We start from the raw sequence: 22,598 nt of genomic DNA, 5'->3' as shown, positions 1-22,598 counted from the left end.
GCCCCCTGGCCGCCTCACTCCTCGGACGGTCCCGGCGGCACCACGGCGATCGGGCAGGCCGCGTGCAGCAGCACGGCCTGCGTGACCGAGCCCATCATGCGGGCGGGTGCGAGCAGGCGTCGCCGGTGCCGGCCGACCACGACCAGCTCGGCATCCTTGGAGGCGGCCACGAGCAGGCCGGCCGCGTCGCCGGGCAGCGCCTCGGCGTCCGCGCGGACCTCGGGGTGCCGCTTGCGGTGCGGGGCGAGGAAGCCCTCGGCGAGGGCGCGGGTCTCGCCCGCGACGGCGTCCTGGTCGACCTGGGGCGGCAGGATCTGGCCCGGCACGGACCATGTCTGCACCGGCCACGGGTAGGCGGCGATCACCTGGACCCGGGCCTCGCGCAGGGCGGCCTCGGCGAAGGCGAGGGCGAGGGCGGCGTCGTCGGGGCTGTCGACGTGCAGGCCCACGACCACCCGGGGCCCGGGCTCGGCCGGCCCGTCCCCGTGAACCTGCCGGCCCGGCCGGGGTACGACGACCACCGGGCACTCGGCGTCCCGGGCGGCGGCGAGGCCGTTGGAGCCGAGCAGCAGGCTGGCGAAGCCGCCGCGGCCACGGGAGCCGAGGACCAACAGCCCGGCGTCCGTGCCGAGTTCCGGCAGGACGGCGCCCGGGACGCCCTCCAGGGCGACGTACTCCACGGCGGGCTCCGGCCCGCGGTCCGCGAACCGGGCCTGTACGTCGTCCAGCACCGGATCGCCCTCCGCCTGCGGCGGCCCGGCGACCAGCACATCGGCCTGGCCCCAGGCGGCGTACTGCCGTACGTGCACCACCCGCAGCGGTGTGGCGCGGCGGCGGGCGGCGTCGAAGGCCCACTCCAGTGCGCGCAGGCTGTCGTCCGAACCGTCGACCGCGGCGATGACGGGTGCAGTGCTCATCGTTCCTCACCTTTCGGAACCCGACCTTCCCCTTGCTGGGGCCAGCCTGACGCAGGCTGCGGTCCCAGCGGGTTGCTGCTGGTCGCGTGTCCGGAAATCGGCGCGGAACACCCCCGGTTCGGCTGCCGGTGGCCGCGTGGCGCCGGGCGCTCCCGTGCGGTTCAGGTGAGGTCGAACTCCCCTTCCCGGGCTCCGGAGACGAACGCGCCCCATTCCGCCGGCGTGAAGATCAGGGATGGGCTCTCCGGACGGCCGCTGTTGCGCATCGCGATGAAGCCCTCGACAAAGGCGATCTGGACATCGCCCAGACCTCGGCTGCTGGACTGCCACTCGGCCTTGCTGAGGTCCAGCTCCGGCTTGTCCCAGCCCATGAGCGACTGCTCCTGGATCGTGCTCTCGGCCACGTCCGTGCTCCTCCCGGTTCGTCGTCCGCGGGCCAGCCTAGCGACCGCTCACGATGCCCAACAGGCCACGTGGGAAGGACTTTAGGACTCCGGGGGCTGTGCTCCCACGAGCCACATGGAGAAGAACTGGGAGCCGCCGCCGTAGGCGTGTCCGAGCACCTTGCGGGCGCCGTCCACCTGGTGTTCTCCGGCCTGGCCGCGCACCTGGAGGGCGGCCTCGGCGAAGCGGATCATGCCGGAGGCGCCGATGGGATTGGCGGACAGGACACCGCCCGACATGTTGACGGGCAGGTCCCCGTCGAGTTCGGTGACTCCGGACTCGGTGAGCTTCCAGCCCTCGCCCTCCGCGGCGAAGCCCAGGTTCTCCAGCCACATGGGCTCGTACCACGAGAACGGTACGTACATCTCGACGGCGTCGATGTCCCGGCGCGGGTCGGCAATGCCGGCCTGCCGGTAGACGTCGGCGGCGCAGTCCTTGCCGGCCTGCGGGGAGACGAAGTCCTTGCCGGCGAACAGGGTCGGTTCGCTGCGCATGGCGCCGCCGAGCAGCCAGGCGGGCGGGCGGGGCGCGCGGGCCGCTCCGGCGCGGTCGGTGAGGACCATGGCACAGGCGCCGTCGGAGGACGGGCAGGTCTCGGAGTAGCGGATGGGGTCCCACAACATGGGCGAGGCCTGGACCTTCTCCAGGGTGATGTCGTGCTCGTGGAGATGGGCGCAGGGGTTCTTCAGGGCGTTGCGCCGGTCCTTGTAGGCGACGAGGGAGCCGATGGTGTCCGGGGCGCCGCTGCGCCGCATGTAGGCGCGCACATGGGGGGCGAAGAAGCCGCCGGCGCCGGCGAGCAGGGGCTGCTGGAAGGGGATCGGCAGGGACAGGCCCCACATGGCGTTCGACTCGGACTGCTTCTCGAAGGCGAGAGTGAGGACCGTGCCGTGGACGCGGGCGGCGACCAGGTTCGCGGCGACCAGCGCGGTGGACCCGCCGACCGAGCCGGCGGTGTGCACCCGCAGCATGGGCTTGCCCACGGCGCCGAGCGCGTCGGCGAGGTACAGCTCGGGCATCATGACGCCCTCGAAGAAGTCGGGCGCCTTGCCGATGACGACGGCGTCGATGTCGGACCAGGCCAACTCGGCGTCGACGAGGGCGCGTTGGGCGGCTTCTCGGACGAGTCCGGCGATCGAGACGTCCCGGCGGGCGGCCACGTGCTTGGTCTGGCCGACCCCTACGACGGCCACGGGCTCCTTGCTCATCGTGGATCCCCTTCGAGTACGGCGACCAGGTTCTGCTGCAGGCAGGGGCCGGAGGTGGCGTGGGCGAGGGCGCGGCCGGAGTCGCCGCGGTGGATGCGGGCGGCGGCCTCGCCGATGCGGACGAGGCCTGCGGCCATGACGGGGTTGGCGGCCAGCGCTCCGCCGGAGGGATTCACGCGTACGTCGTCGCCGAGGCGGAGGGCCCTGCGCAGGATCACCTCCTGCGCGGTGAACGGCGCGTGCAACTCGGCCATGTCGACGGGCCGTTCGAAGGCACCCGCCTTCTGGGCCGCCAGCCGGGTGGACGGCGAGTCGGCGAGGTCGCGGACACCGAGGGCGTGAGCCTCGATGCGGTGGTCGATGCCGCGGATCCAGGCGGGCCGCTCGCACAGTTCCCGGGCCCGCTCCCCCGCCGCGAGGATCACGGCGGCGGCGCCGTCGCCGACCGGCGGGCAGTCGCCGGTGCGCAGCGGCCGTACGACGTAGTCGCCGTGCGGCAGTCGGCCCTTGAGCTGGGCGTGCGGGTTGGCGGTGGCGTCGGCGCGGTTGCGGGCGCCGACGGCCGCCAGCGCCGGCTCGTCGGTGTGGCCGGCATCTATGAGGGCCTGCGCCTGGAGGGCGGCCAGCGCTATGGAGTCGGGCCACAGGGGAGCCACGTAGTACGGGTCGAGCTGCCGGGTCAGCACGTCCCGCACCGAGCCGGGCGAGCTCTTGCCGTAGGAGTACACGAGCGCGGTGTCGGCGTCTCCGGTGAGCAGCTTCGTCCAGGCCTCGTACAGCGCCCAGGCGCCGTCCATCTCGACGTGCGACTCGGAGATCGGCGGCCAGGCGCCGACGCCGTCGAGGGCGAGGGTGAAGGAGAAGGCGCGGCCGGCGAGGTAGTCGCTGGAGCCGGAGCAGGTGAAGCCGATGTCGGCGGCCCTGAGGCCGGTCTGTGCCAGCACCTCGTGCAGCACCGGCATGAGCATCTCGACCTCGGAGGACTCCTCGGTGGAGCGCCGGTGGTCGGTCTGGGCGAAGGCGATGACCGCGATCTCCCGGGCTGCGGGGGCTCCTTCGCTGGTCACAGCAGCTCCTTGTACGTCTCGTAGTCCGCGTCGGGCTCGCCGGTGGGCCGGTAGTGGTCGGGGTAGCGGGCGCCCTCGGTCCACACGGGCTCCACGCGCAGGCCCATGCGGACCTGGTCGTAGGGGATGCCGCCGATCCGGGCGTGCAGGGCGAGGTCGGCGCCGTCGAGGGCGATGTGCGCGTAGACGTAGGGCACCTCGATGTCCAGGTTCCTCGCCTTGATGTTGACGATGCAGAAGGTGGTCACTGTGCCCCGAGGACCCACTTCGACCTGTTCCGCTGTGGCCACGCCACATGTGGGGCACGCACCCCTGGGCGGGACGTACACCTTGCGGCAGGAGGGGCAGCGTTCGCCGACGGTCCGCTGTGCGGAGAGGGCCTGGATGTAGGCGGTCTGGGCGCGGCCGGGTGAGTAGGTGTAGTCGAGGCGGGCCGGGGCGACGATCCCGGTGAGCGGGTCCTCGAACTCGCCCGGGTGGCCGCCCGGTTGTCCGGGCTCTCCGTCGTACGGTTCGAAGCAGGCGATGTCGGTGATGGCGCCGGTGCGCTCCTCGGCCCAGCGGATGCGCACCCGCATGCCGGTGCGGACGGCGTCGGGGCCGGGGGCGTCGAGTGCGTGCAGGAGGGCCGTGTCGGCGCCGTCGAACCGGACCAGGACCCAGGCGAAGGGGGTGCCGAGGGGCTGGCCGCGGCGCGGCTCGTGGTTCCACGCCCAGGTGGTGACCGTGCCCGTGGGCGCGACTTCCACCAGGTCGCGGATCTCCTCGGCGGTGACGGGGTCGTACTCGACGGGCGGGACGAGGGTGCGCCCGTCACCGGTCTTCACACCGAGCACGACGCGTTCGCGCAGTCCGGTGAGGAAGGCGCTCTGGACGGGACCGAGGGAGCGGGTGAAGGGGAACTCGACGACGAGGGGGGCCTGGAGGACTTCGGGCATCTGGCGGACTCCTTCAGCGGGTCAGGCGCGTTTGTAGACAGGGGGCCGCTTCTCCGCGAAGGCGCGGGCGCCTTCCTTGGCGTCGGCGGTGTCGAAGACCGGCCAGCCGCGCGCGAGTTCGGCCGCGAGGCCGTCGGTCTCGGTCATCTCGGCGGTCTCGTACACCGACGCCTTGACGGCTTCGACGGCGAGCGGGCCGCAGGCGTTGATCTGCTCGGCGATCCGCAGGGCCTTGTCGAGCGCGGTGCCGTCGGGCACGACATGGCCGATCAGGCCGATGTCCGCCGCCTCCCGGGCACTGTACGGCCGTCCGGTGAGCAGCATCTCCAGGGCGTGGGTGCGCGGGATCTGGCGTTGCAGCCGCACGGTGGAGCCGCCGATCGGGAACAGGCCGCGCCTGACCTCGAACAGCCCGAAGGTCGCGGACTCGCCCGCGACCCGGATGTCGGCGCCCTGGAGGATCTCGGTGCCGCCCGCGACGCAGTACCCCTCGACGGCGGCGATGACCGGTTTGCGGGGGCGATGGTGGCGCAGCATCGCCTTCCAGTGCAGGTCGGGGTCGGCCTTGAGCCGGTCGCGGTAGTGCTCGCCCTGCATACCGTTCCCGGCCAGCGCCTTCAGATCCATGCCGGCGCAGAAGGAGCCGCCGGCTCCGGTGAGCACGATCGAGCGGATCTCGTCGTCCTCGTCGGCCTCGCACCAGCCGTCGTAGAGGCCGACGAGCATCGGCAGCGAGAGCGCGTTCCTGGCGTCGGGCCTGTTGAGCGTGAGCACGAGTGTGGCGCCCTCGCGCCGCACGGTGAGGTGTTCCGTCCCGCCCATGGGCTTGTCTCCCCTCGGTGAGAACGAGAACAGGTTGCAGTAGGCGAGGAGGCACTTCAAGGGTTTTCTGACAGACAGTCAGATTTATTGACGCGAGGCCTTCACAGTTGCGGCGCCGTTTGCTCTGATGACCGGCGAAGCGATGGTTCTCGCCTTTCTTCGTCGGGGCTGCCGGGGTCAGGAGGAGCGGTGGAGTACAACCTTGCCGACCTGTTCGAGTCGGTCGTCGACGTGGTCCCGGACCGCGAGGCGCTCGTGTACGTCGACCATCCCGGCACCGGCACGGAGCGCCGGCTGACGTACGCGGAGCTCGACGCGGCCGCCAACCGCATCGCCCACCACCTCCTCGACGGCGGGATACGGCCCGGGGAGCACCTGGGTCTCCATCTCTACAACGGTGTCGAGTACCTGCAGACCGTGCTGGCCTGCCTGAAAGCGCGGATCGTTCCGGTCAACGTCAACTACCGCTATGTCGAAGAGGAGCTGGTGTACCTCTACCGGGACGCCGACCTGGTCGCGCTCGTCTTCGACGCCGAGTTCGCGGACCGGGTGGCGGGCGCGCTGCCGCGGGCGCCGAAGCTGCGGCATCTGCTGCGGGTGGGCCCGGAGGCGGCCGCGGTGCCCGGGGCGGCGGCGTTCGCCGACGCGGAGGCCGCCGGTTCGCCCGGGCGGGACTTCCCGGCTCGCTCGGGGGACGACCAGTTCATCATCTACACCGGCGGCACAACCGGAATGCCCAAGGGTGTGATGTGGCGTCAGGAGGACCTGTTCTTCGCGGGACTGGGTGGTGGAGCCCCCACCGGCGAGCCGGTGAAGACGCCGGAGGAACTGGCCGAGCGGGTCGCCGCCGGCGGCTTCGGCATCACCTTCTTCCCCACTCCCCCGCTGATGCACGGCACCTCGACGCTGACCGCCTTCATCGGCTTCAACTTCGGCCAACGCGTCGTCCTGCACCGCAAGTTCGTGCCGGAGGAAGTGCTGCGTACCGTCGAGAAGGAGAAGGTCACCAGCATGTCGCTGGTCGGCGACGCCATGCTGCGGCCGCTGATCGACGCGCTGAGCGGGCCGCTCAAGGGCACGGACTGCTCGGCTCTGTTCAGCGTGTCCTCATCGGGCGCGATCATGTCGGAGACGGTGCGCCGGCAGTTCCGTGAGCTGGTCCCGAACGCCATGCTGCTCAACAACTTCGGCTCCTCCGAGTCCGGCTTCAACGGTACGGCGACGGAGGACGCGGGCCCCGAGCGCGGTTTCCGCCTCCGGGTCAACTCCCGTACCCGCGTGGTGGATCCGGCGACCCACGAACCGGTCGCCGCGGGCGAGGTCGGCCGGGTCGCCCAGTGCGGCCATGTACCGCTCGGCTACTACAACGACCCGCGGAAAACCGCAGAGACGTTCTTCGAGAAGGACGGACAGCGCTGGGTCCTGCTCGGCGACATGGCGAGGGTCGACGAGGACGGCGTGGTCACCGTGCTCGGCCGGGGCTCGCAGTGCATCAACACCGGCGGCGAGAAGGTCTACCCGGAAGAGGTCGAGCAGGCGCTCAAGGCGCATCCGGACGTGTACGACGCGCTGGTCGCCGGGGTGCCGGACGCAACGTGGGGCAGCCATGTGGCGGCCGTGGTGCAGCTGCGCGAGGGCGCCACGCACCCCTCCCTGGCCGACATCCAGGGCCACTGCCGTACCCGGTTGGCGGGTTACAAGATCCCGCGCCAGCTGGTGATCACGAACGCCATCCAGCGGTCGCCGAGCGGCAAGGCCGACTACCGGTGGGCACGGGAGGTGGCGGTCGCCGCCGACCAGCGATAGCGCCCCGGGGTGTCCCGCTGCCCCCACCGCCCCGCCGGACTACTCTGTGCGCACGATCGATGCCGTCCGACCACGCTCGGTGACCGTCGATCGGTCGAGTGATGCCGGTCCCGGCCTCCCGTACCGGCACCGGCCACGCACGGAAGGATCTCCGGGTGCCCCACCACACGCCAGACCGCCTGCCGGAGAGCGCGGACGAGACGCATACCGGGGCAGGGGGAGCCGAGGGGGCCGCGATCCGGGAGGCGGAGGCCGCGGGAGCCGCCCGCGCCGGCCGGCGTGTGCGTATCGCGCGGGGCGTGGCCGTGGGGCTGAGCGTTCTCGCTGCCGGGCTTCTTCTGATCGCGCTGTTGATGCCGGATGAACCCGATCGGCTCAGGCCGGCCGCGTTTGTGCGGTTGCCGGGCGAGGGGGTCCTGTTCGCCGCCGTGCTGCTCGTGCTGCCGTCCCGGGCGCGGCGGGCCGGGGCGGTGGCCGGCGGTGTGCTGATCGGGCTGGTCGCCCTGCTCAAGTGCCTGGACATCGGGTTCTACTCGGTGCTGTACCGCCCCTTCGACCTGGTGCTGGACTGGGGTCTGCTCAGCAACGCGGCGGACTATGTCCGGGACACCTCCGGCCGCTCCGGCGAGCTGGCCGCGCTCGCCGGCGCGCTGCTCCTCGCGGTCGCCGTCCTCGTCCTGACCACGGGCGCGACGGTCCGGCTGACCTCCCTGATGGCCCGTCACCGCACCCGGGCCGTCCGCGTCGTCCTGGTGCTGACCACCGCCTGGGTCACCTGCGTCGTGCTCGGCCTGCACATCGGCGGAGCGCCGGTCGCCTCGACGCTCGACGCGGGCCTCCTCGGCGACCGGGCCAAGCAGGTCCGCGTCTCCCTCGCCGACGCCCGTCTCTTCCGTCGCGAGGCCGCCGTCGACGCGTTCGCCCGCACCCCGCCGGACCAGCTGCTGACCGGCCTGCGCGGCAAGGACGTGCTGTTCACGTTCGTCGAGAGCTACGGCCGTTCGGCGATCGAGGACCCGGCGATGGGCCCGCCGATCGGCACGGTCCTCAAGCAGAGCACCGCGACGCTCGCGGCCGCCGGATTCCGGGCCCGCAGCGGCTGGCTGCGCTCGCCGGTGACCGGTGGCGGCAGCTGGCTGGCCCACTCGACGTTCCTGTCCGGCCTGTGGATCAGCAACCAGCAGCGGTTCCGCAGCCTCACCTCCAGCGACCGGACGACCCTCACCGGCTCGTTCCGCAGGGCCGGCGCCTGGCGTACGGTCGGGGTCGTGCCCGGGGTGCTGGTGGCCTGGCCGGAGGGGCGGTTCTTCGGCTTGGACCATGTCTACGACGGCCACCATTTGGACTACCACGGCCCGGACTTCGGCTGGTCGCAGGTGCCGGACCAGTATGCCCTGGAGACGTTCCAGCGACGGGAGTTCGGCAAGCGGGGCCGGGGTCCGCTGATGGCGGAGATCATCCTCACCTCCAGCCACTATCCGTGGGCGCCCGTGCCCCGGATGGTCGACTGGGAGACGCTGGGCGACGGCTCGGTCTTCCAGCAGATCAGACGGGGCGGCAAGACCGAGAAGGAGGTCTGGGCCAACCTCGAGAGCGTGCGCACGGAGTACCGCGCCTCCGTCGAGTACTCCCTGAACAGCCTCGCCGGGTTCCTGCGGCGGTACGGCAACCAGAACACCGTCCTGGTCTTCCTGGGCGACCACCAGCCCGTACCGACCGTCACCGCGAACAGCCCCCGCAAGGACGTGCCGGTCACCCTCGTCGCCCACGACCCCAAGGTGCTGGACCGGATCTCCGGCTGGGGCTGGACGGAGGGCCTGAGGCCCGCCGCCAACGCTCCCGTCTGGGGGATGGACGACTTCCGCGACCGGTTCCTGAAGGCGTTCGGGCCACAGGGACGCTGAGCCACAGGGACGCTGAGTCCGGTAGCCCCGTCGCACGGCGGCGCAACGGCTTGTCACCGCCCGAAGCGGGAGCGCCGCGCAGGGCGACGGCCGGTGCAGAAATTCCGCGCAGCCCTCTTGCCCGAAGCCACAGGGCCTGAATTACTGACCCCGAACGACTCGACCGAATGATCGGTCGTCCGGAATGTGAGGACGGCGAGGGAGACGAACGCGATGGCGGATGCGACGGACCTGCTCGACGCGGGCGAGCGGCTCGGGCCCGAGGAGCTGCGGGAACTTCAGCTGGAGCGGCTGCGCACCTCGCTCCGGCACGCCTATGACCACGTGCCGTTCTACCGCGCGTCCTTCGACAAGGCAGGTGTCCGCCCCGAGGACTGCCGCTCCCTCGCCGATCTGACGCGTTTCCCCTTCACGACCAAGGCCGACCTCCGGGAGAACTACCCGTACGGCATGTTCGCCGTGCCGCGCGAGCAAATCCGCCGGCTGCACGCCTCCAGCGGCACCACCGGACGCCCCACGGTGGTCGGCTATACGGACAACGACCTTTCCATGTGGGCCGACATGGTGGCGCGGTCGATCCGGGCGGCCGGCGGGCGGCCCGGTGACATCGTGCATGTGGCCTACGGCTATGGGCTGTTCACCGGTGGGCTGGGCGCCCACTATGGTGCCGAGCGCCTGGGCTGTACGGTCGTCCCGGCCTCCGGCGGTATGACGGCCCGGCAGGTGCAGCTGATCCAGGATCTTCAGCCTGCCGTCATCATGGTGACCCCGTCCTACATGCTCACGCTGCTGGACGAGTTCGAGCGGCAGGGCGTGGACCCGCGCGGCACCTCGTTGCGTGTGGGCGTCTTCGGGGCCGAGCCCTGGACCGAGCAGATGCGGCGCGAGATCGAGGAGCGGTTCGCGATCGACGCCGTCGACATCTACGGGCTGAGCGAGGTGATCGGCCCGGGTGTGGCTCAGGAGTGCGTGGAGACCAAGGACGGGCTGACGATCTGGGAGGACCACTTCTATCCGGAGGTGGTTGATCCGATCACGGGTGAGGTGCTGCCGGAGGGCGAGCCGGGCGAGCTGGTGTTCACCTCGCTGACCAAGGAGGCCATGCCGATCATCCGGTACCGCACCCGGGATCTGACCCGGCTGCTGCCCGGTACGGCGCGGGTGTTCCGGCGGATGGAGAAGGTCACCGGGCGCAGTGACGACATGGTGATCCTGCGCGGGGTCAATCTGTTCCCGACCCAGATCGAGGAGATCGTGCTCCGCACGCCCGGCGTGGCGCCGCACTTCCAGCTCCGGCTGACCCGGGAGGGCCGGCTGGACCGGCTGACCGTCCGGGCCGAAGCCCGTCCGGACGCGGGCCCGGAGGCTCGGGAGGCGGCGGCCCGGTCCATCGTCGCGGCCGTGAAGGACGGCATCGGGGTGTCCGTGGACGTGGAGATCGTGGAGCCGGAGTCGCTGGAGCGTTCGGTCGGCAAGATCCGCCGGATCGTGGACCTGCGCCAGCCGGACGCGGGATAGGACCCCCGGGCCCGCGCCCTCGCGCGCGAGCACCTGCAGGGCCACCTCCAAACCCCGTACAACATCGCCAAGTTCCGTCGGCTCGGCCACACCGACGACGATCTCTCCGGCGGCAGCGACCGCTTCGTGGGCACCGGGCGAATCGGCGCCGCCGCAGTGGCGGTTGCTCGCCAAGGCGCTGCTGGAGTCGAGGACCCGCTGGAGGCCTCGGCTAACCGCTGAAGCGGTCGCGCAGTTCGCGCTTGAGGATCTTTCCGCTGGCGTTGCGCGGCAACTCGGTTACGAACAGCACCTGCTTGGGCGCCTTGAAGGGCGCGAGCTTCTCCTTCACGTGGGCGATGAGCTGATTCTCCGTCACTTCGCCGCGCGGGACGACGACCGCGGTGACCGCCTCGATCCACCGCTCGTCGGGCAGGCCGATCACGGCCGCCTCGGCCACGGAGTCGTGGGCGTACAGCGCGTCCTCGACCTGGCGTGAAGCCACCAGGACGCCACCGGAGTTGATGACGTCCTTCACCCGGTCCACGATGGTGAAGTAGCCCTCGGCGTCGCGCACCGCGAGGTCGCCGGAGTGGAACCAGCCGTCCCGGAAGGCCTCGGCGGTCTCCTCGGGCTTGTCCCAGTAGCCCTCGCACAACTGCGGTGAGCGGTAGACGATCTCACCGGGGGTGCCGTCGGGCACGTCGTCGCCCTTGTCGTCCACGACCCGGGCGTCCACGAACAGCACGGTCCGGCCGCAGGAGTCCAGCCGGCCCTCGTGTTCGTCGGGTCCGAGCACCGTGGCGAGCGGGCCGATCTCGCTCTGCCCGAAGCAGTTGTAGAAGGCGAGCCGCGGCAGGCGTGCGCGCAGCCGTTCCAGGACCGGGACGGGCATGACCGACGCACCGTAGTAGGCCTTGCGCAGGCCGTCGAGGTCACGGGTGGCGAAGTCGGGCCGGCCCGCCAGGCCGATCCACACCGTGGGCGGCGCGAACAGACTGTCCACGCGGCCCGCCTCGACGAGGTCGAACAGCCGGTCCCCGTCGGGCGCGTCCAGGATGATGCTGGTCGCGCCGACGGCGAGGTACGGCAGCAGGAACACATGCATCTGGGCCGAGTGGTACAGCGGCAGCGCATGTGCCGGCCGGTCGCCGGCGCTCAGATCGAGGGCCGTGATGGCGCTCAGATACTCGTGCACGAGGGCCCGGTGGGTCATCATCGCGCCCTTGGGCAGGGCGGTCGTACCGGAGGTGTACAGCAGCTGCACCAGGTCGTCGGTGCGGGGTTCGGGCCCGTCGTACGGCGGGGCGTCCGCCAGCCGGGCGAGGAGGGAGCCCTCGGCGTCCCGCAGCGGCAACGTCCGTACGCCGTCCGGGAGTCGGACGGCGAGGGCCGGGTCGGCGAGGACGAGGCTGCTGCCGGACTGGCCCACCAGATACGCCAGGTCGTCCCCGGTCAGGCTCTGGTTGACCGGTACATGGACCAGGCCCGCCCGGGCGCAGGCGAGGAAGGCGATGAGGTAGGCGTCGGAGTTGTGGCCGTAGGCGCCGACCCGGTCGCCGGGGGCGAGGCCCTGGGCGAGCAGTACCGAGGCCGCGCGGGAGACGGCGTCGTCGAGTTCCTCGTACGTCCAGCGGCGCGCGCCGTACTCCACCGCGAGGCGGGCCGGAGTGCGCCGGGCGCTGCGCCGCAGCACCCCGTCGACCGTGCTGCCGTGTCCCTGCGTCATGGCTCATGATCCTCGGCCCGGCCCGGAGGCAGGTCAAGCACCCGGGAGGTGCCTACCCAAACCCGGAAGAACATCCGACCCTCGCCCACATTTTCGATGCATACAGCATCAACGGTCGCTCGCCGAAGGCAACTTTTGCTTCTGCGTGCTTCTGTGCGCCCCTTTGGAGAAAGGTTTCCGGAAAGCATGCAGCATTGAACCTGGGCAGGAAATGTTGCGGGCGCCAAGCCCTGGCAGTTCGCAGTCCGTAGCAGTTCGCACTTTTCCCGAGTCACGTTGGGCAGGAGGTATCCATGAGCCGTGCTGTGCCTGAACAGAAACGAACGTGGACGACAGGTACTGCTCCCGGCATATTCCCACTCCTCGGCCACGGTATCGCCTTCTACCGTCGGCCGCTGGCGTTTCTGAATTCTTTGCCCGCGCACGGGGATCTGGTCGAAATACGGTTGGGCCCCCAGCGCGCCTGGATGGTGTGCCACCCGGAGCTGACCCACGAGGTCCTCATGGATCCGCACACCTTCGACAAGGGGGGCCCGCTGTACGACCGGCTCGGGAAGCTGATGGGGGACGGTCTCGTCACCTGCCGCCAGCCGGCGCACCGGGACAAGCGCAGGCTGCTGCAGCCCGGCTTCCGTCCCTCGCACGTCGCCGCGTACACGGACCTCGTCACCGAAGAGGCCGAGTCGGTGTGCGACACATGGCCGGCGGGTCGGGTGGTTCCCGTCACCGAGGCGATGATGACCCTCACGGCCCGCGTGATCAGCCGTGTGCTCCTCTCCGACGCGCTGGACGACGCGGCGACGGCCGAGGTGCGGGACTGTCTCACCGACGTCGTCCGTGGCCTCTTCGTCCGCACGGTCGTACCGATCGACGCCCTGTTCCGCCTCCCCACACCCGCCAACCGCCGCTACCGGCGCGCGCTCTCCCGGCTGCACGCCATCATCGACACGGCGATCGCGGAGCGCCGCCGGGGCGCCGAGCGCGACGACATTCTGGGAACGCTGCTGGCGGCCACGCGCGGCGACGGCAAAGCGGCGGCGATCTCCGACCAGGACGTCCACGACCACCTGATCACGCTGCTGCTCACCGGCGTCGAGGCCCCGGCCCTGTGCCTGGCCGACGCCTTCAGCCTGCTCGCCCGCCATCCGGAGGCGGAGCGCCGCCTGCATGCCGAGCTGGACGCCGTCCTTCCCGGAGGCCGCCGGCCCGGCCCGGACGATCTGCCGCATCTGGTCCAGACCCGGTGCGTCGTCTCCGAGACGCTGCGCCACTCGTCGCCCGGCTGGCTCTTCACCCGCGTCACCACCAGGGAGACGGAACTCGCCGGATGCCGGCTGCCCGCGGGAGCCACCGTTCTGTACAGCCCCTACCTGCTGCACCACGATCCCTCGTCGTTCCCCGACCCCGAGCGTTTCGACCCCGATCGCTGGCTGCCGGGACAGCTCACCGCCGCACAGCGCCGCGCGATGATCCCGTTCTCCGCGGGCAACCGCAAATGTCTCGGTGACGAGTTCGCCATGGTGGAGGCCACCCTGGCACTCGCGACGCTTGCCGGGCGCCGGCGGCTGCGGCATGTGCCCGGGTACGTGGCACAGAAACCGCGTCCCGCGATCACACTGGGCCCACGCTCCCTGGTGATGGCCTGCGAAGCCCGGTCGCACGGGCCGTCGGACGCACCGCCTCCCACCCCCTCGCCCGCGCCCCGAGCGGTGGCTGCCCCCAGCGCATCGGATTCCCGAACGGCAGGTGACCACGTTGTCGACGACGCATGAGGAAATCACCGTCCGCCTACCGGAGGAGTTGCCGGTCGCCAATCTCAGGGACCTGATCGACACCCACCTCCACATGCCATTCCCTTTTCTGCGCAACCCCCTTGAATCCCGTGCCGCGGCCGGAGTCGACGCATGGCTGAGCGTGTGGGGGCTGACCCACGAACCAGGTGTGGCGGCGATGATCGCCCGTACGCGCCCCGCCGAGCTCGCTTCCTACAACAGCCCCACCATGGACTCCGGACTCCTCCAGATCGTGGCCAATCAGATCGCCTATCAGTTCGTCTTCGACGACCGTGCGGAGGTCGTCGGCCGGCGCTCACCGGGCAGGCTGCTGCCCATGCTGTGCGAAAGCATCGCGATTCTGCGGGACGGCCGGCCGCCGAGCACTCCCCTCGGCGCGGCTCTGGCCGACCTCCACCGGCAGGTCCAGGAACGGTGCACCCCCGCCCAGGCCGCGCGGTGGGCCTGGAAGAGCAGTGAATACGTGCACGGCCTGATGTACGAAGCGGTGGCCCAGGCCCACCCCTTCCTCCTGCGTACCCGGGACTGCACCTCGATACGGTCGCTGACCGCGGGCGTCGAGCCGTTCCATCCCTTGTGCGAGGCCGCGCAGCCCCATGAACTGTCCCCCGCCGAACTCCACCATCCCGTCGTACGGCGACTGGGCCGGCTGTCGGCCGACGCGGCGGTGTGGATACCCGACCTGTTCTCCGTGGTGAAAGAGCAGCGTGCGGGCGAAATGATCAACCTGGCCCTGGCGTACCAACGCGAGCACCGGTGCTCGGTGCAGGCCGCCGTCCTTCTGGCCATCGAGGAGATCAATGGGACGATCGAGGAGTTCCAGAGGCTCTACGCGGAGATCGAACCGGAATTGAGCCCCGCGGGTGTCGGCTACGTGGAGGGCATGATCGGCTGGATTCGCGGGTGCTACTACTGGTCCCGCACCGTGCCGCGCTACGCGGATGTGACGTCGGTGCCCGCCGTGCCGTAATCACGCCTGTCGTGCTGCGGTGACAGCGTCACCGGAAGATGCCAACTCGAATCCCTTACCCAGCGAGTGGGCATTATCCCCCGCGCAGCCAATCATTCATCCTATGGTGCACAATCCGGCCGGCCCCACCTCCATGAGGCGTACCCTCGGCTCTCCCTGGCCGAACGACAGAAGGCGGTACGGCACATGGCGACGGAGCCGCGGCAACCGATCACCGAGCAACGAACGTTGATCGAGCGCCAGCGGGAACTTCAGGCCCTCGACGCCGCGTTCCGGGAGCTGCGGAGTGCCACGGACGGTGTGCCGCGGGCGCGGCGCAGGGGGCTGGTCGCCTTCACCGGGCCGGCCGGACTGGGCAAGACGGCACTTGTCACGGAAGCCCGTGCCCGGGCCGCGGCCCGCGGGTTCACGGTGCTGTCGGGCAGGGGCGGGGAGACCGAGCAGGGGTCGGCGTTCCGTGTGGTGCGCCAGTTGGTGCAGCCCTCGCTGGCCGCCATGGACGGGGCGGAGCTCCGCTCCTTCCTGGGAAGTTGGTACAACATCGTCGCCGCCGTGCTCGGCCTCGAAGCGCGCGGCCCCTCCCCCGCACCGGATCCGACCGGGGTCCGCGAAGGTCTCGACTGGGTCATGACGCGCCTCACGGTGAAGAAGGCGCCTGTCGTCCTGCTCCTGGACGACCTGCACTGGGCGGATGCCGAGTCCCTGAGCTGGCTCGCCTCCTTCGCACCACGAGTCGAGAACCTTCCGCTGCTGATCGTGGTCGCCTACCGGCCCGACGAGTTGCCGCCGGAGGCGGGCGAACTCCGCGCGTGGGTCGGAGACCAGGGGGACCGCCCCCGTGACCTGGCGCTGCTCACCGCCGACGGCGTGGCGCGGATCGTCAGGAACGAAATCGGCGAGAACGCCGAGGATCAGTTCTGCAAGGAATGCTGGTCGGCGACCGGAGGCAGCCCGTTCGAGACGGTGGAACTCGCGATCGGGCTCGGCGAGCGGAAACTCACCGGCACCGGGGACGACCTGCCCGCGATGCGTGAGCTCGCCGCGGCGATCAAGGGCCCGGGGCTGATCGAGCGTCTGCAACGGCTCGACACGGCGACCGTCCGTTTCGCGCAGACCGCCGCCGTGCTGGGTTCGCCGTTCTCGCCCCAGCTCGCGGCGAGCATCGCGGTGCTCGGCGACGAGGCCGTCACCGAGGCGATCCAGGCCTTGCGTACGGCCCGGATCCTTGCCGACGGCCACGGCCCCGGAGGGGAGCTGGAATTCCTTCACCCGCTGATCGCCACGACGATCTACCGGTCCATCCGCACGGGCTTCCGGGTCGGTCTGCACAACACCGCGGCTCAGACCGTGCTGGCCGCGGGATACGGCCCCACCGCCGCGGCCCGGCATCTGCTGGAGGTCCCGTGCGAGGGCAGTCCCGAGACGGTCGCGTGTCTGCGCGAGGCCGCGCGCGAGTACCTCCGCGCCGGGGCGACCGAGGCCGCCCGACGGCTGCTGACCCGCGCGTTGCAAGAGCCGCCCCTGCCCGAGGACCGTGCCGCGCTCCTGCACGAACTCGCGTGCGCCACGTTCCTGATCGAGCCCCCGGCCACGGTGCGGTATCTCCGCCAGGCGCTGGCGGAGCCCGACGTCGACCCGGATCTGCGTGCCTCCATCGTCTTTCGGCTCACGCAGGCTCTGGCGCACACCGATCAGCTGGCCGAGGCCGTGGCGGTGGCCGCCGAGGAGGCGCGCGCGGCCGTGAATCCGCGCGTCAAACTGCGCTTGCAGGCCGATCAGTTCGTCTGGAGCATGGTCCGCACCGACGACCCCGACTCACCCGCCCGCTCCCGGACACTGGCCCGTCTCGCCGAGAAGTTGCCCGGCCGCGGTCTGGAGGAGCGCTACATCCTGGGACTGCGGGCCTGGGACGCCGTCAAGCGCGGCGAACCGCGGCAGACCGCCCTCACGTATGCCGGGAAGGCCCTGCGCGGCGGCATGAGCTGGACGGACGAGAACCACGGATTCGAGGTGCCCGTCTCGGTCGCCCTGGTGTTCATGTACGGCGACCAGCCGCGACGGGCCGAGGAGTTGTTCCACAAGGGAATCGCGGAGTGCGCGGCCAAGGGCTGGCGCGGCTCGCACCTGGCACTCGGCCAGGCCCTCGCCGGCTACATCGGCTACCACCGGGGCTGCCTGGCCGAGGCCGAGGATCTCGTACGGGACGGTCTGCGCATCGCCAACACGGTGGCAGGGGCCGTGCCCGCCCAGTGGTTCGCCGTCGGCATCCTGATCCAGACCCTGCTGGCCCGTGGACGCATCACCGAGGCACGGGCACTCGCCGACGAACACCACTTCGGCGAGACGCCTCCGAACGCCGTCATCTATCCCGACCCCCGCACCGTGTACGCGGAACTGCTCCTGGCAGAGGGACGGCACGCCGAGGCGGCGAAGCTGTCGTCCGCGGTCGGGGACTGGCTGGACCAACGGGCCTGGCGGAACCCGGCCTGGTGCCCGTGGCAGCTCCGGCTCGCGTCCGCGCTGGTCCCCACCGCCCCGGACGAAGCGGTCGCCCACGCCCGGGAGGCCGTGCGGCGTGCCCGGGACTTCGGTGCCGCCTCCATCATCGGCCAGGCCCTGCACACCCTCGCCGAGGTGACCGGCGGACAAGCGGCACTCGACCTGTACGCGCAGGCCGTCGACCAACTGGAGCAGTCGCCCGCCGCCTACGAACTCGCCCGCGCCCAGATCGGCCACGGCGCCGCACTGTCCCGCAACGGGCGGCTGCAGGAGGCGGCCGATCGCCTCTACCAAGGTCTGGAAGGCGCGGTGCACTGCGGCGCCGAGGCACTCGCCGTCCGCGCCAGGGAAGAGCTCTCCGCGGCCGGACTGCGCCCCCTGCCGCTGCGCTACGTGCAGGCCGACACCCTGACCGGGCAGGAACGCCGTACCGCCGAACTGACCGCCCGGGGACACCCGGTGGCGGTCATCGCGAAGGAACTGCGCCTCACCGAGCAAGGCGTGCGGCAGTTGCTGTCCAGCGTCTATCGCAAGATCGGCACGGACGCCGCCGGCCTCCCCGGATTCCTGGAGAGCTGTCCTCGCCATCGCCCTTGAAGCCCTCGGGCCCGGGCCCGGGCCCGGCCGCGCTCACACCGCCCGCGTACGCCCTTCCCAGTACGGATCCCGCAACCGCCGCTTGTACAGCTTGCCGTTGGGGTCGCGGGGCATCTCGGCGATGAAGTCGACGCTCCTGGGCCGCTTGTAGCCGGCGAGTCGGCCCGCGCAGTGGTCGAGCAGGGCGGCGGCGAGGGCCGGGCCGGGGTCGTGGCCGGGTGCCGGTTCGACCACGGCCTTGACCTCCTCGCCCCAGTCGTCGTGCGGGATGCCGAAGGCGGCCGCGTCGGCGACGGCCGGGTGCGAGAGCAGTACGGACTCGATCTCGGCCGGGTAGATGTTGACCCCGCCGGAGATGATCATGTCGATCTTGCGGTCGCGGAGGAAGAGATAGCCGTCCTCGTCGAGGTGGCCGAGGTCGCCGACGGTGAAGAAGTCGCCGATGCGGTTCTTGCGGGTCTTGGCCTCGTCCTTGTGGTACGAGAAGCCTCCGGTGCTCATCTTCATGTAGACGGTGCCGAGTTCGCCGGGCGGGAGCCGGTTGCCGTCGTCGCCGAAGACCGCGAGTTCGCTGATGGGCCAGGCCTTGCCGACGGTGCCGGGCTTCTTCAGCCAGTCCTCGGCGGTGGCGAAGGCGCCGCCGCCCTCGCTGGCCGCGTAGTACTCCTCCACACAGTGCCCCCACCAGTCGATCATGGCGCGCTTGACGTGATCGGGGCAGGGGGCGGCGCCGTGGATGGCGTGCCGCATCGACGAGACGTCGTAGCGAGCCTTGACCGCGTCCGGGAGGGCCAGCAGACGGTGGAACTGGGTCGGGACCATATGGGTGTGGGTGCACCGGTGGGTGTCGATGCGGCGGAGCATCTCCTCGGGGGTCCACTTGTCCATCAACACCAGCCGGTGGCCGATGTGCAGGGACGCGCCCGCGAACTGCAGGACGGCCGTGTGGTAGAGCGGCGAGCAGACCAGGTGGACGTTGTCGTCGAACGGCTTGATGCCGAAGATCCCGAGGAAGCCGCCCAGGTAGGCCTCCTCGGGCGCCCTGCCGGGCAGCGGGCGGCGGATGCCGCGCGGGCGTCCCGTCGTACCGGAGGTGTAGTTCATGACCCAGCCGAGTTCGCGGCCGGTGGGCGCCGACTCCGGTTGTCCGCCCAGGAGTTCGGCGTACGGGCGGAAGCCGGCGACCGCGCCGACCGCGTACCGGTGGGTGGCTGGCAGGCCCGCCTCGTCGGCGGCAGCGCGGGCGGCGTCGGTGAACCGCTCGTGGGCGATGAGCACCTTGGCACCGGAGTCGGCGACGATCCAGGCGATCTCGGGTCCGACGAGGTGGTGGTTGACCGGGACCAGATAGAGGCCGGCCTGGGTGGCGGCCAGATAGGCGGTGACGAACTCGACGCCGTTCGGCAGGACGACGGCGAAGGCGTCGCCGCGCTGCAGGCCGGCCGCGCGCAGCCCGTGGACGAGCCGGTTGGCGGCGCCGTGCAGTCGTCCGGCGGTCCACTCCTCTCCGTCGGGGGCGACGAGGACCGTGCGGTCGGGGTGCTGGGCGGCCTGGGCCCAGAAACCGGCGGGGGGCGTGCTCACTGCTGCGCTCACGACTGGCCGCTCCTTCCGGCGATGCGGTTGATGCGGTCCACGGCTCCTTCGAAGCCGCGGGTGAGGTCGTCGAAGACGGCCTGGACGCTGCGTTCGCTGTTCATCCGGCCGACGATCTGGCCGACGGGGGTGCCGAGCAGGGGTTCGACCTCGTACTTCTGGATCCGGGAGACCGCCTCGGCCACGAGCAGGCCCTGCAGCGGCATGGGCAGGGTGCCGGGTCCGGCCGGGTCGTCCCAGGCGTCGGTCCACTCGGTACGGAGCTGGCGTGCGGGTTTGCCGGTGAGGGCGCGGGAGCGGACGGTGTCGCCGGAACCGGCGGCGAGCAGCTTGCGGGTCAGGGCGGGCGCGTGCAGATCGGCCTCTGTGGTGGTCAGCCATAGAGAGCCCAGCCATACACCTTGCGCGCCGAGTGTGAGGGCGGCCGCCACCTGCCGGCCGCTGCCGATCCCTCCGGCCGCCAGCACGGGCAGGGGGTCGACGGCCTCCACGACCTCGGGGGTGAGCACCATCGTGGCGATCTCGCCGGTGTGGCCGCCGGCCTCGTAGCCCTGGGCGACCACGATGTCGATCCCCGCCTCCTGGTGTTTGCGAGCATGCCGGGCGCTGCCGGCGAGGGCGGCCACCAGTACACCCCGGTCGTGTGCGCGGGCGACGACGTCGGCGGGCGGGGAGCCGAGGGCGTTGGCGAGGAGTTTGATCGGATGGTCGAAGGCGACGTCGAGCTGGGTGCGGGCGACCTGCTCCATCCACCCGGTGATGCGCCACCCGGACGCCTCGCCCTCGGCCAGCTCCGGCACCCCGTGCCGGGCGAGGGTGTCCCGCACGAACTGCCGGTGCCCTTCCGGGATCATCGCCTCCACGTCGGCCTCGGTGACACCTTCCACCTTCTTCGCGGGCATCACCACGTCCAGCCCGTAGGGCCGGTCGCCGACGTGGGCCTCGATCCAGTCGAGGTCGCGTTTGAGGTCGTCGGGGGCGGTGTAGCGGACCGCGCCGAGCACTCCGAAGCCGCCGGCCCGGCTGATGGCCGCGGCGACGGCGGGGAACGGCGTGAAGCCGAAGACGGCGTGCTCGACTCCCAGTGTCCTGCTCAGCTCCGTCTGCATGGGCGCAGGATGCCGCAGCCGACGTGCCGACGGAAGAGCTTTCTGACGTCCCGTCAGATTCTTTGCCGGCAACGGTGTTACGCGCCGGTCTCCAGCACCGCCATCGCCGCGTTGTGCCCCGGCACCCCGCTCACCCCTCCCCCACGCACCGCGCCCGCTCCGCACAGCAGGACGTTCGGGTGCCGGGTCTCCACGCCCCAACGGCCCGTGTCCTCCTGCGCGTACGGCCAGGACAGGGCACGGTGGAAGATGTTGCCGCCGGGCAGCCGCAGGTCCCGTTCCAGGTCGAGCGGGGTCTTCGCCTCGATGCAGGGGCGGCCGTCGGCGTCGGTGGCCAGGCAGTCGGCAAGGGGTTCGGCGAGGTGGGTGTCGAGCTGGGCGAGGGTGGACGCCAGCAGCTCCTCGCGTACGGCGTCGTTGTCCCGGTCGAAGAGCCGGGCCGGGGTGTGCAGGCCGAACAGGGTGAGCGTCTGGTAGCCGCGCGCGGCGAGTTCGGGGCCGAGGATGGTGGGGTCGGTCAGGGAGTGACAGTAGATCTCCGAGGGCGGGACGGCGGGGAGTTCACCGGCGGCGGCCTGGGCGTGGGCGGTGGCGAGCTGTCGGTAGCCCTCGGCGATGTGGAAGGTGCCGGCGAAGGCCTCGCGCGGGTCGACGTCCGGGTCGCGCAGCTCGGGCAGCCGGGTGAGCAGCATGTTGACCTTGAGCTGGGCGCCCTCGGCGGGCTCGGGCGACGGGTCTCCCGTCAGGACGGCCAGCTCCTGCGGGGAGGCGTTGACCAGGACGTGCCGGGCGGCGGCGACACCCTCGCCGTCGGCCGTGCGATAGGTGACCTCGGCGGTGTGTCCGTCGGTGGCGATCCGGACCGCCTCGTGTCCGGTCGCGACGACCGCGCCCGCCGAGCGGGCCGCGTCGGCCAGCGCGTCGGTGAGGGCGCCCATGCCGCCGACGGGCACGTCCCAGGCGCCGGTGCCCCCGCCGATGACGTGATAGAGGAAGCAGCGGTTCTGGACGAGCGTGGGGTCGTGGGCGTCGGCGAAGGTGCCGATGACGGCGTCGGTGAGGACCACGCCCCGGACCAGGTCGTCGGCGAAGTTCTCCTCCACGGCGACGCCGATCGGCTCCTCGAACAGGGCCCGCCAGGCGGTCTCGTCGTCGATGCGCCGGCGCAGTTCGTCGCGGGTGGGCAGGGGCTCGGTGAGGGTCGGGAAGACCCGCTGGGCGACGCCCGCGGTCATGCCGTAGAAGCGCTGCCAGGCTTCGTATGCGCCCTCGCCGCCGGTCAGTCGGGCGAAGGCCTCCCGGGTGCGCTGCTCGCCACCGCCGACGAGGAGTCCGGTGGGCCGGCCGTCCCGCTCCGCCGGGGTGTACGACGAGATGGTGCGGGCGCGGACCCGGAAGTCCAGGCCGAGATCGCGCACGATCTTCTGCGGCAGCAGGCTGACCAGGTAGGAGTAGCGCGACAGCCGGGCGTCGACGCCGGCGAACGGGCGGGTGGAGACGGCGGCGCCACCGGTGTGGTCCAGCCGTTCCAGCACCAGGACCGAGCGGCCCGCGCGGGCCAGGTAGGCGGCGGCGACCAGGCCGTTGTGTCCGCCGCCGACGATGACGGCGTCGTAGCTGCGGGGGTGCGCGTTGGCAGGCATGGTTCTTCGTAACACGTGATGATCCACGGCGGCCAGAGGCGGGCCCCGACGGTGGTCAC

16 protein-coding genes are annotated in these 22,598 nt (G+C 71.4%); 6 read left to right on the top strand and 10 right to left on the bottom strand.

What is annotated here, in order from left to right:
* Positions 1–14 precede the first annotated feature (14 nt).
* The 6 genes from AB5L52_RS40530 to AB5L52_RS40505 form a co-directional block, all read right to left on the bottom strand.
* A complete protein-coding gene (locus tag AB5L52_RS40530) occupies positions 15–917 on the bottom strand; it encodes a universal stress protein (protein ID WP_369368213.1) in 903 nt (300 codons plus the stop codon).
* Positions 918–1,078: 161 nt separating this feature from the next.
* The gene (locus AB5L52_RS40525) at positions 1,079–1,321 is read right to left on the bottom strand and encodes a DUF397 domain-containing protein (RefSeq protein ID WP_351018549.1); all 243 of its coding nucleotides are present in this window, start codon (positions 1,319–1,321) and stop codon (positions 1,079–1,081) included.
* 81 nt (positions 1,322–1,402) lie between these two features.
* Entirely contained in the window at positions 1,403–2,569 is a 1,167-nt protein-coding gene (locus AB5L52_RS40520; protein ID WP_369368212.1) for a thiolase domain-containing protein, read from the bottom strand.
* Entirely contained in the window at positions 2,566–3,636 is a 1,071-nt protein-coding gene (locus tag AB5L52_RS40515; protein ID WP_369368211.1) for a thiolase domain-containing protein, read from the bottom strand. Before AB5L52_RS40515 ends, AB5L52_RS40520 begins: the two co-directional genes overlap by 4 nt.
* On the bottom strand, positions 3,633–4,574 hold the full coding sequence (locus AB5L52_RS40510) for an OB-fold domain-containing protein (RefSeq protein ID WP_351562439.1): 942 nt from the start codon (positions 4,572–4,574) through the stop codon (positions 3,633–3,635). Before AB5L52_RS40510 ends, AB5L52_RS40515 begins: the two co-directional genes overlap by 4 nt.
* A 21-nt stretch (positions 4,575–4,595) precedes the next feature.
* Positions 4,596–5,396 carry a crotonase/enoyl-CoA hydratase family protein gene (locus AB5L52_RS40505; protein ID WP_351562442.1) on the bottom strand — a complete coding sequence of 267 codons (801 nt, stop codon included), beginning with the start codon at positions 5,394–5,396 and terminating at the stop codon, positions 4,596–4,598.
* Between the two features lie 189 nt (positions 5,397–5,585).
* Between AB5L52_RS40505 and AB5L52_RS40500 the strand changes: the two genes are divergently transcribed.
* From AB5L52_RS40500 to paaK, 3 genes are all read left to right on the top strand, one after another.
* On the top strand, positions 5,586–7,202 hold the full coding sequence (locus AB5L52_RS40500; RefSeq protein WP_351562445.1) for an acyl-CoA synthetase: 1,617 nt from the start codon (positions 5,586–5,588) through the stop codon (positions 7,200–7,202).
* Between the two features lie 155 nt (positions 7,203–7,357).
* On the top strand, positions 7,358–9,106 hold the full coding sequence (locus AB5L52_RS40495; protein ID WP_369368210.1) for a sulfatase: 1,749 nt from the start codon (positions 7,358–7,360) through the stop codon (positions 9,104–9,106).
* Positions 9,107–9,319: 213 nt separating this feature from the next.
* A complete protein-coding gene (paaK, locus tag AB5L52_RS40490; protein ID WP_369368209.1) occupies positions 9,320–10,624 on the top strand; it encodes a phenylacetate--CoA ligase PaaK in 1,305 nt (434 codons plus the stop codon).
* 211 nt (positions 10,625–10,835) lie between these two features.
* Here the strand turns inward: paaK and AB5L52_RS40485 are convergent, their stop codons facing one another.
* On the bottom strand, positions 10,836–12,332 hold the full coding sequence (locus AB5L52_RS40485) for an acyl-CoA synthetase (protein ID WP_369368208.1): 1,497 nt from the start codon (positions 12,330–12,332) through the stop codon (positions 10,836–10,838).
* 293 nt (positions 12,333–12,625) lie between these two features.
* On the opposite strand from AB5L52_RS40485, the gene AB5L52_RS40480 reads away from it, so the two are divergent.
* From AB5L52_RS40480 to AB5L52_RS40470, 3 genes are all read left to right on the top strand, one after another.
* Positions 12,626–14,104 (top strand): cytochrome P450, encoded by a 1,479-nt coding sequence (locus AB5L52_RS40480; protein ID WP_369368207.1) that lies wholly within the window; start codon positions 12,626–12,628, stop codon positions 14,102–14,104.
* Positions 14,079–15,095, top strand: coding sequence for a (-)-alpha-amorphene synthase (locus AB5L52_RS40475; RefSeq protein WP_369368206.1), 1,017 nt, complete (start codon positions 14,079–14,081; stop codon positions 15,093–15,095). Before AB5L52_RS40480 ends, AB5L52_RS40475 begins: the two co-directional genes overlap by 26 nt.
* 186 nt (positions 15,096–15,281) lie before the next feature.
* The gene (locus tag AB5L52_RS40470) at positions 15,282–18,191 is read left to right on the top strand and encodes an AAA family ATPase (RefSeq protein ID WP_369368205.1); all 2,910 of its coding nucleotides are present in this window, start codon (positions 15,282–15,284) and stop codon (positions 18,189–18,191) included.
* Between the two features lie 33 nt (positions 18,192–18,224).
* On the opposite strand, the gene AB5L52_RS40465 is transcribed toward AB5L52_RS40470, so the two are convergent.
* From AB5L52_RS40465 to AB5L52_RS40455, 3 genes are all read right to left on the bottom strand, one after another.
* Positions 18,225–19,775, bottom strand: a complete 1,551-nt coding sequence (locus AB5L52_RS40465; protein ID WP_369369049.1) for an acyl-CoA synthetase — start codon at positions 19,773–19,775, stop codon at positions 18,225–18,227.
* Positions 19,776–19,783: 8 nt separating this feature from the next.
* Positions 19,784–20,896 carry a nitronate monooxygenase gene (locus AB5L52_RS40460; protein ID WP_351018584.1) on the bottom strand — a complete coding sequence of 371 codons (1,113 nt, stop codon included), beginning with the start codon at positions 20,894–20,896 and terminating at the stop codon, positions 19,784–19,786.
* Between the two features lie 77 nt (positions 20,897–20,973).
* Positions 20,974–22,539 carry a phytoene desaturase family protein gene (locus AB5L52_RS40455; RefSeq protein ID WP_369368204.1) on the bottom strand — a complete coding sequence of 522 codons (1,566 nt, stop codon included), beginning with the start codon at positions 22,537–22,539 and terminating at the stop codon, positions 20,974–20,976.
* Between the last annotated feature and the right edge of the window lie 59 nt (positions 22,540–22,598).

Source organism: Streptomyces sp. CG4 (assembly GCF_041080655.1).
Lineage (GTDB): Bacteria > Actinomycetota > Actinomycetes > Streptomycetales > Streptomycetaceae > Streptomyces.
Note: the sequence above shows the minus strand (reverse complement) of the source record. Positions and strands in the feature narration are given on the sequence as shown.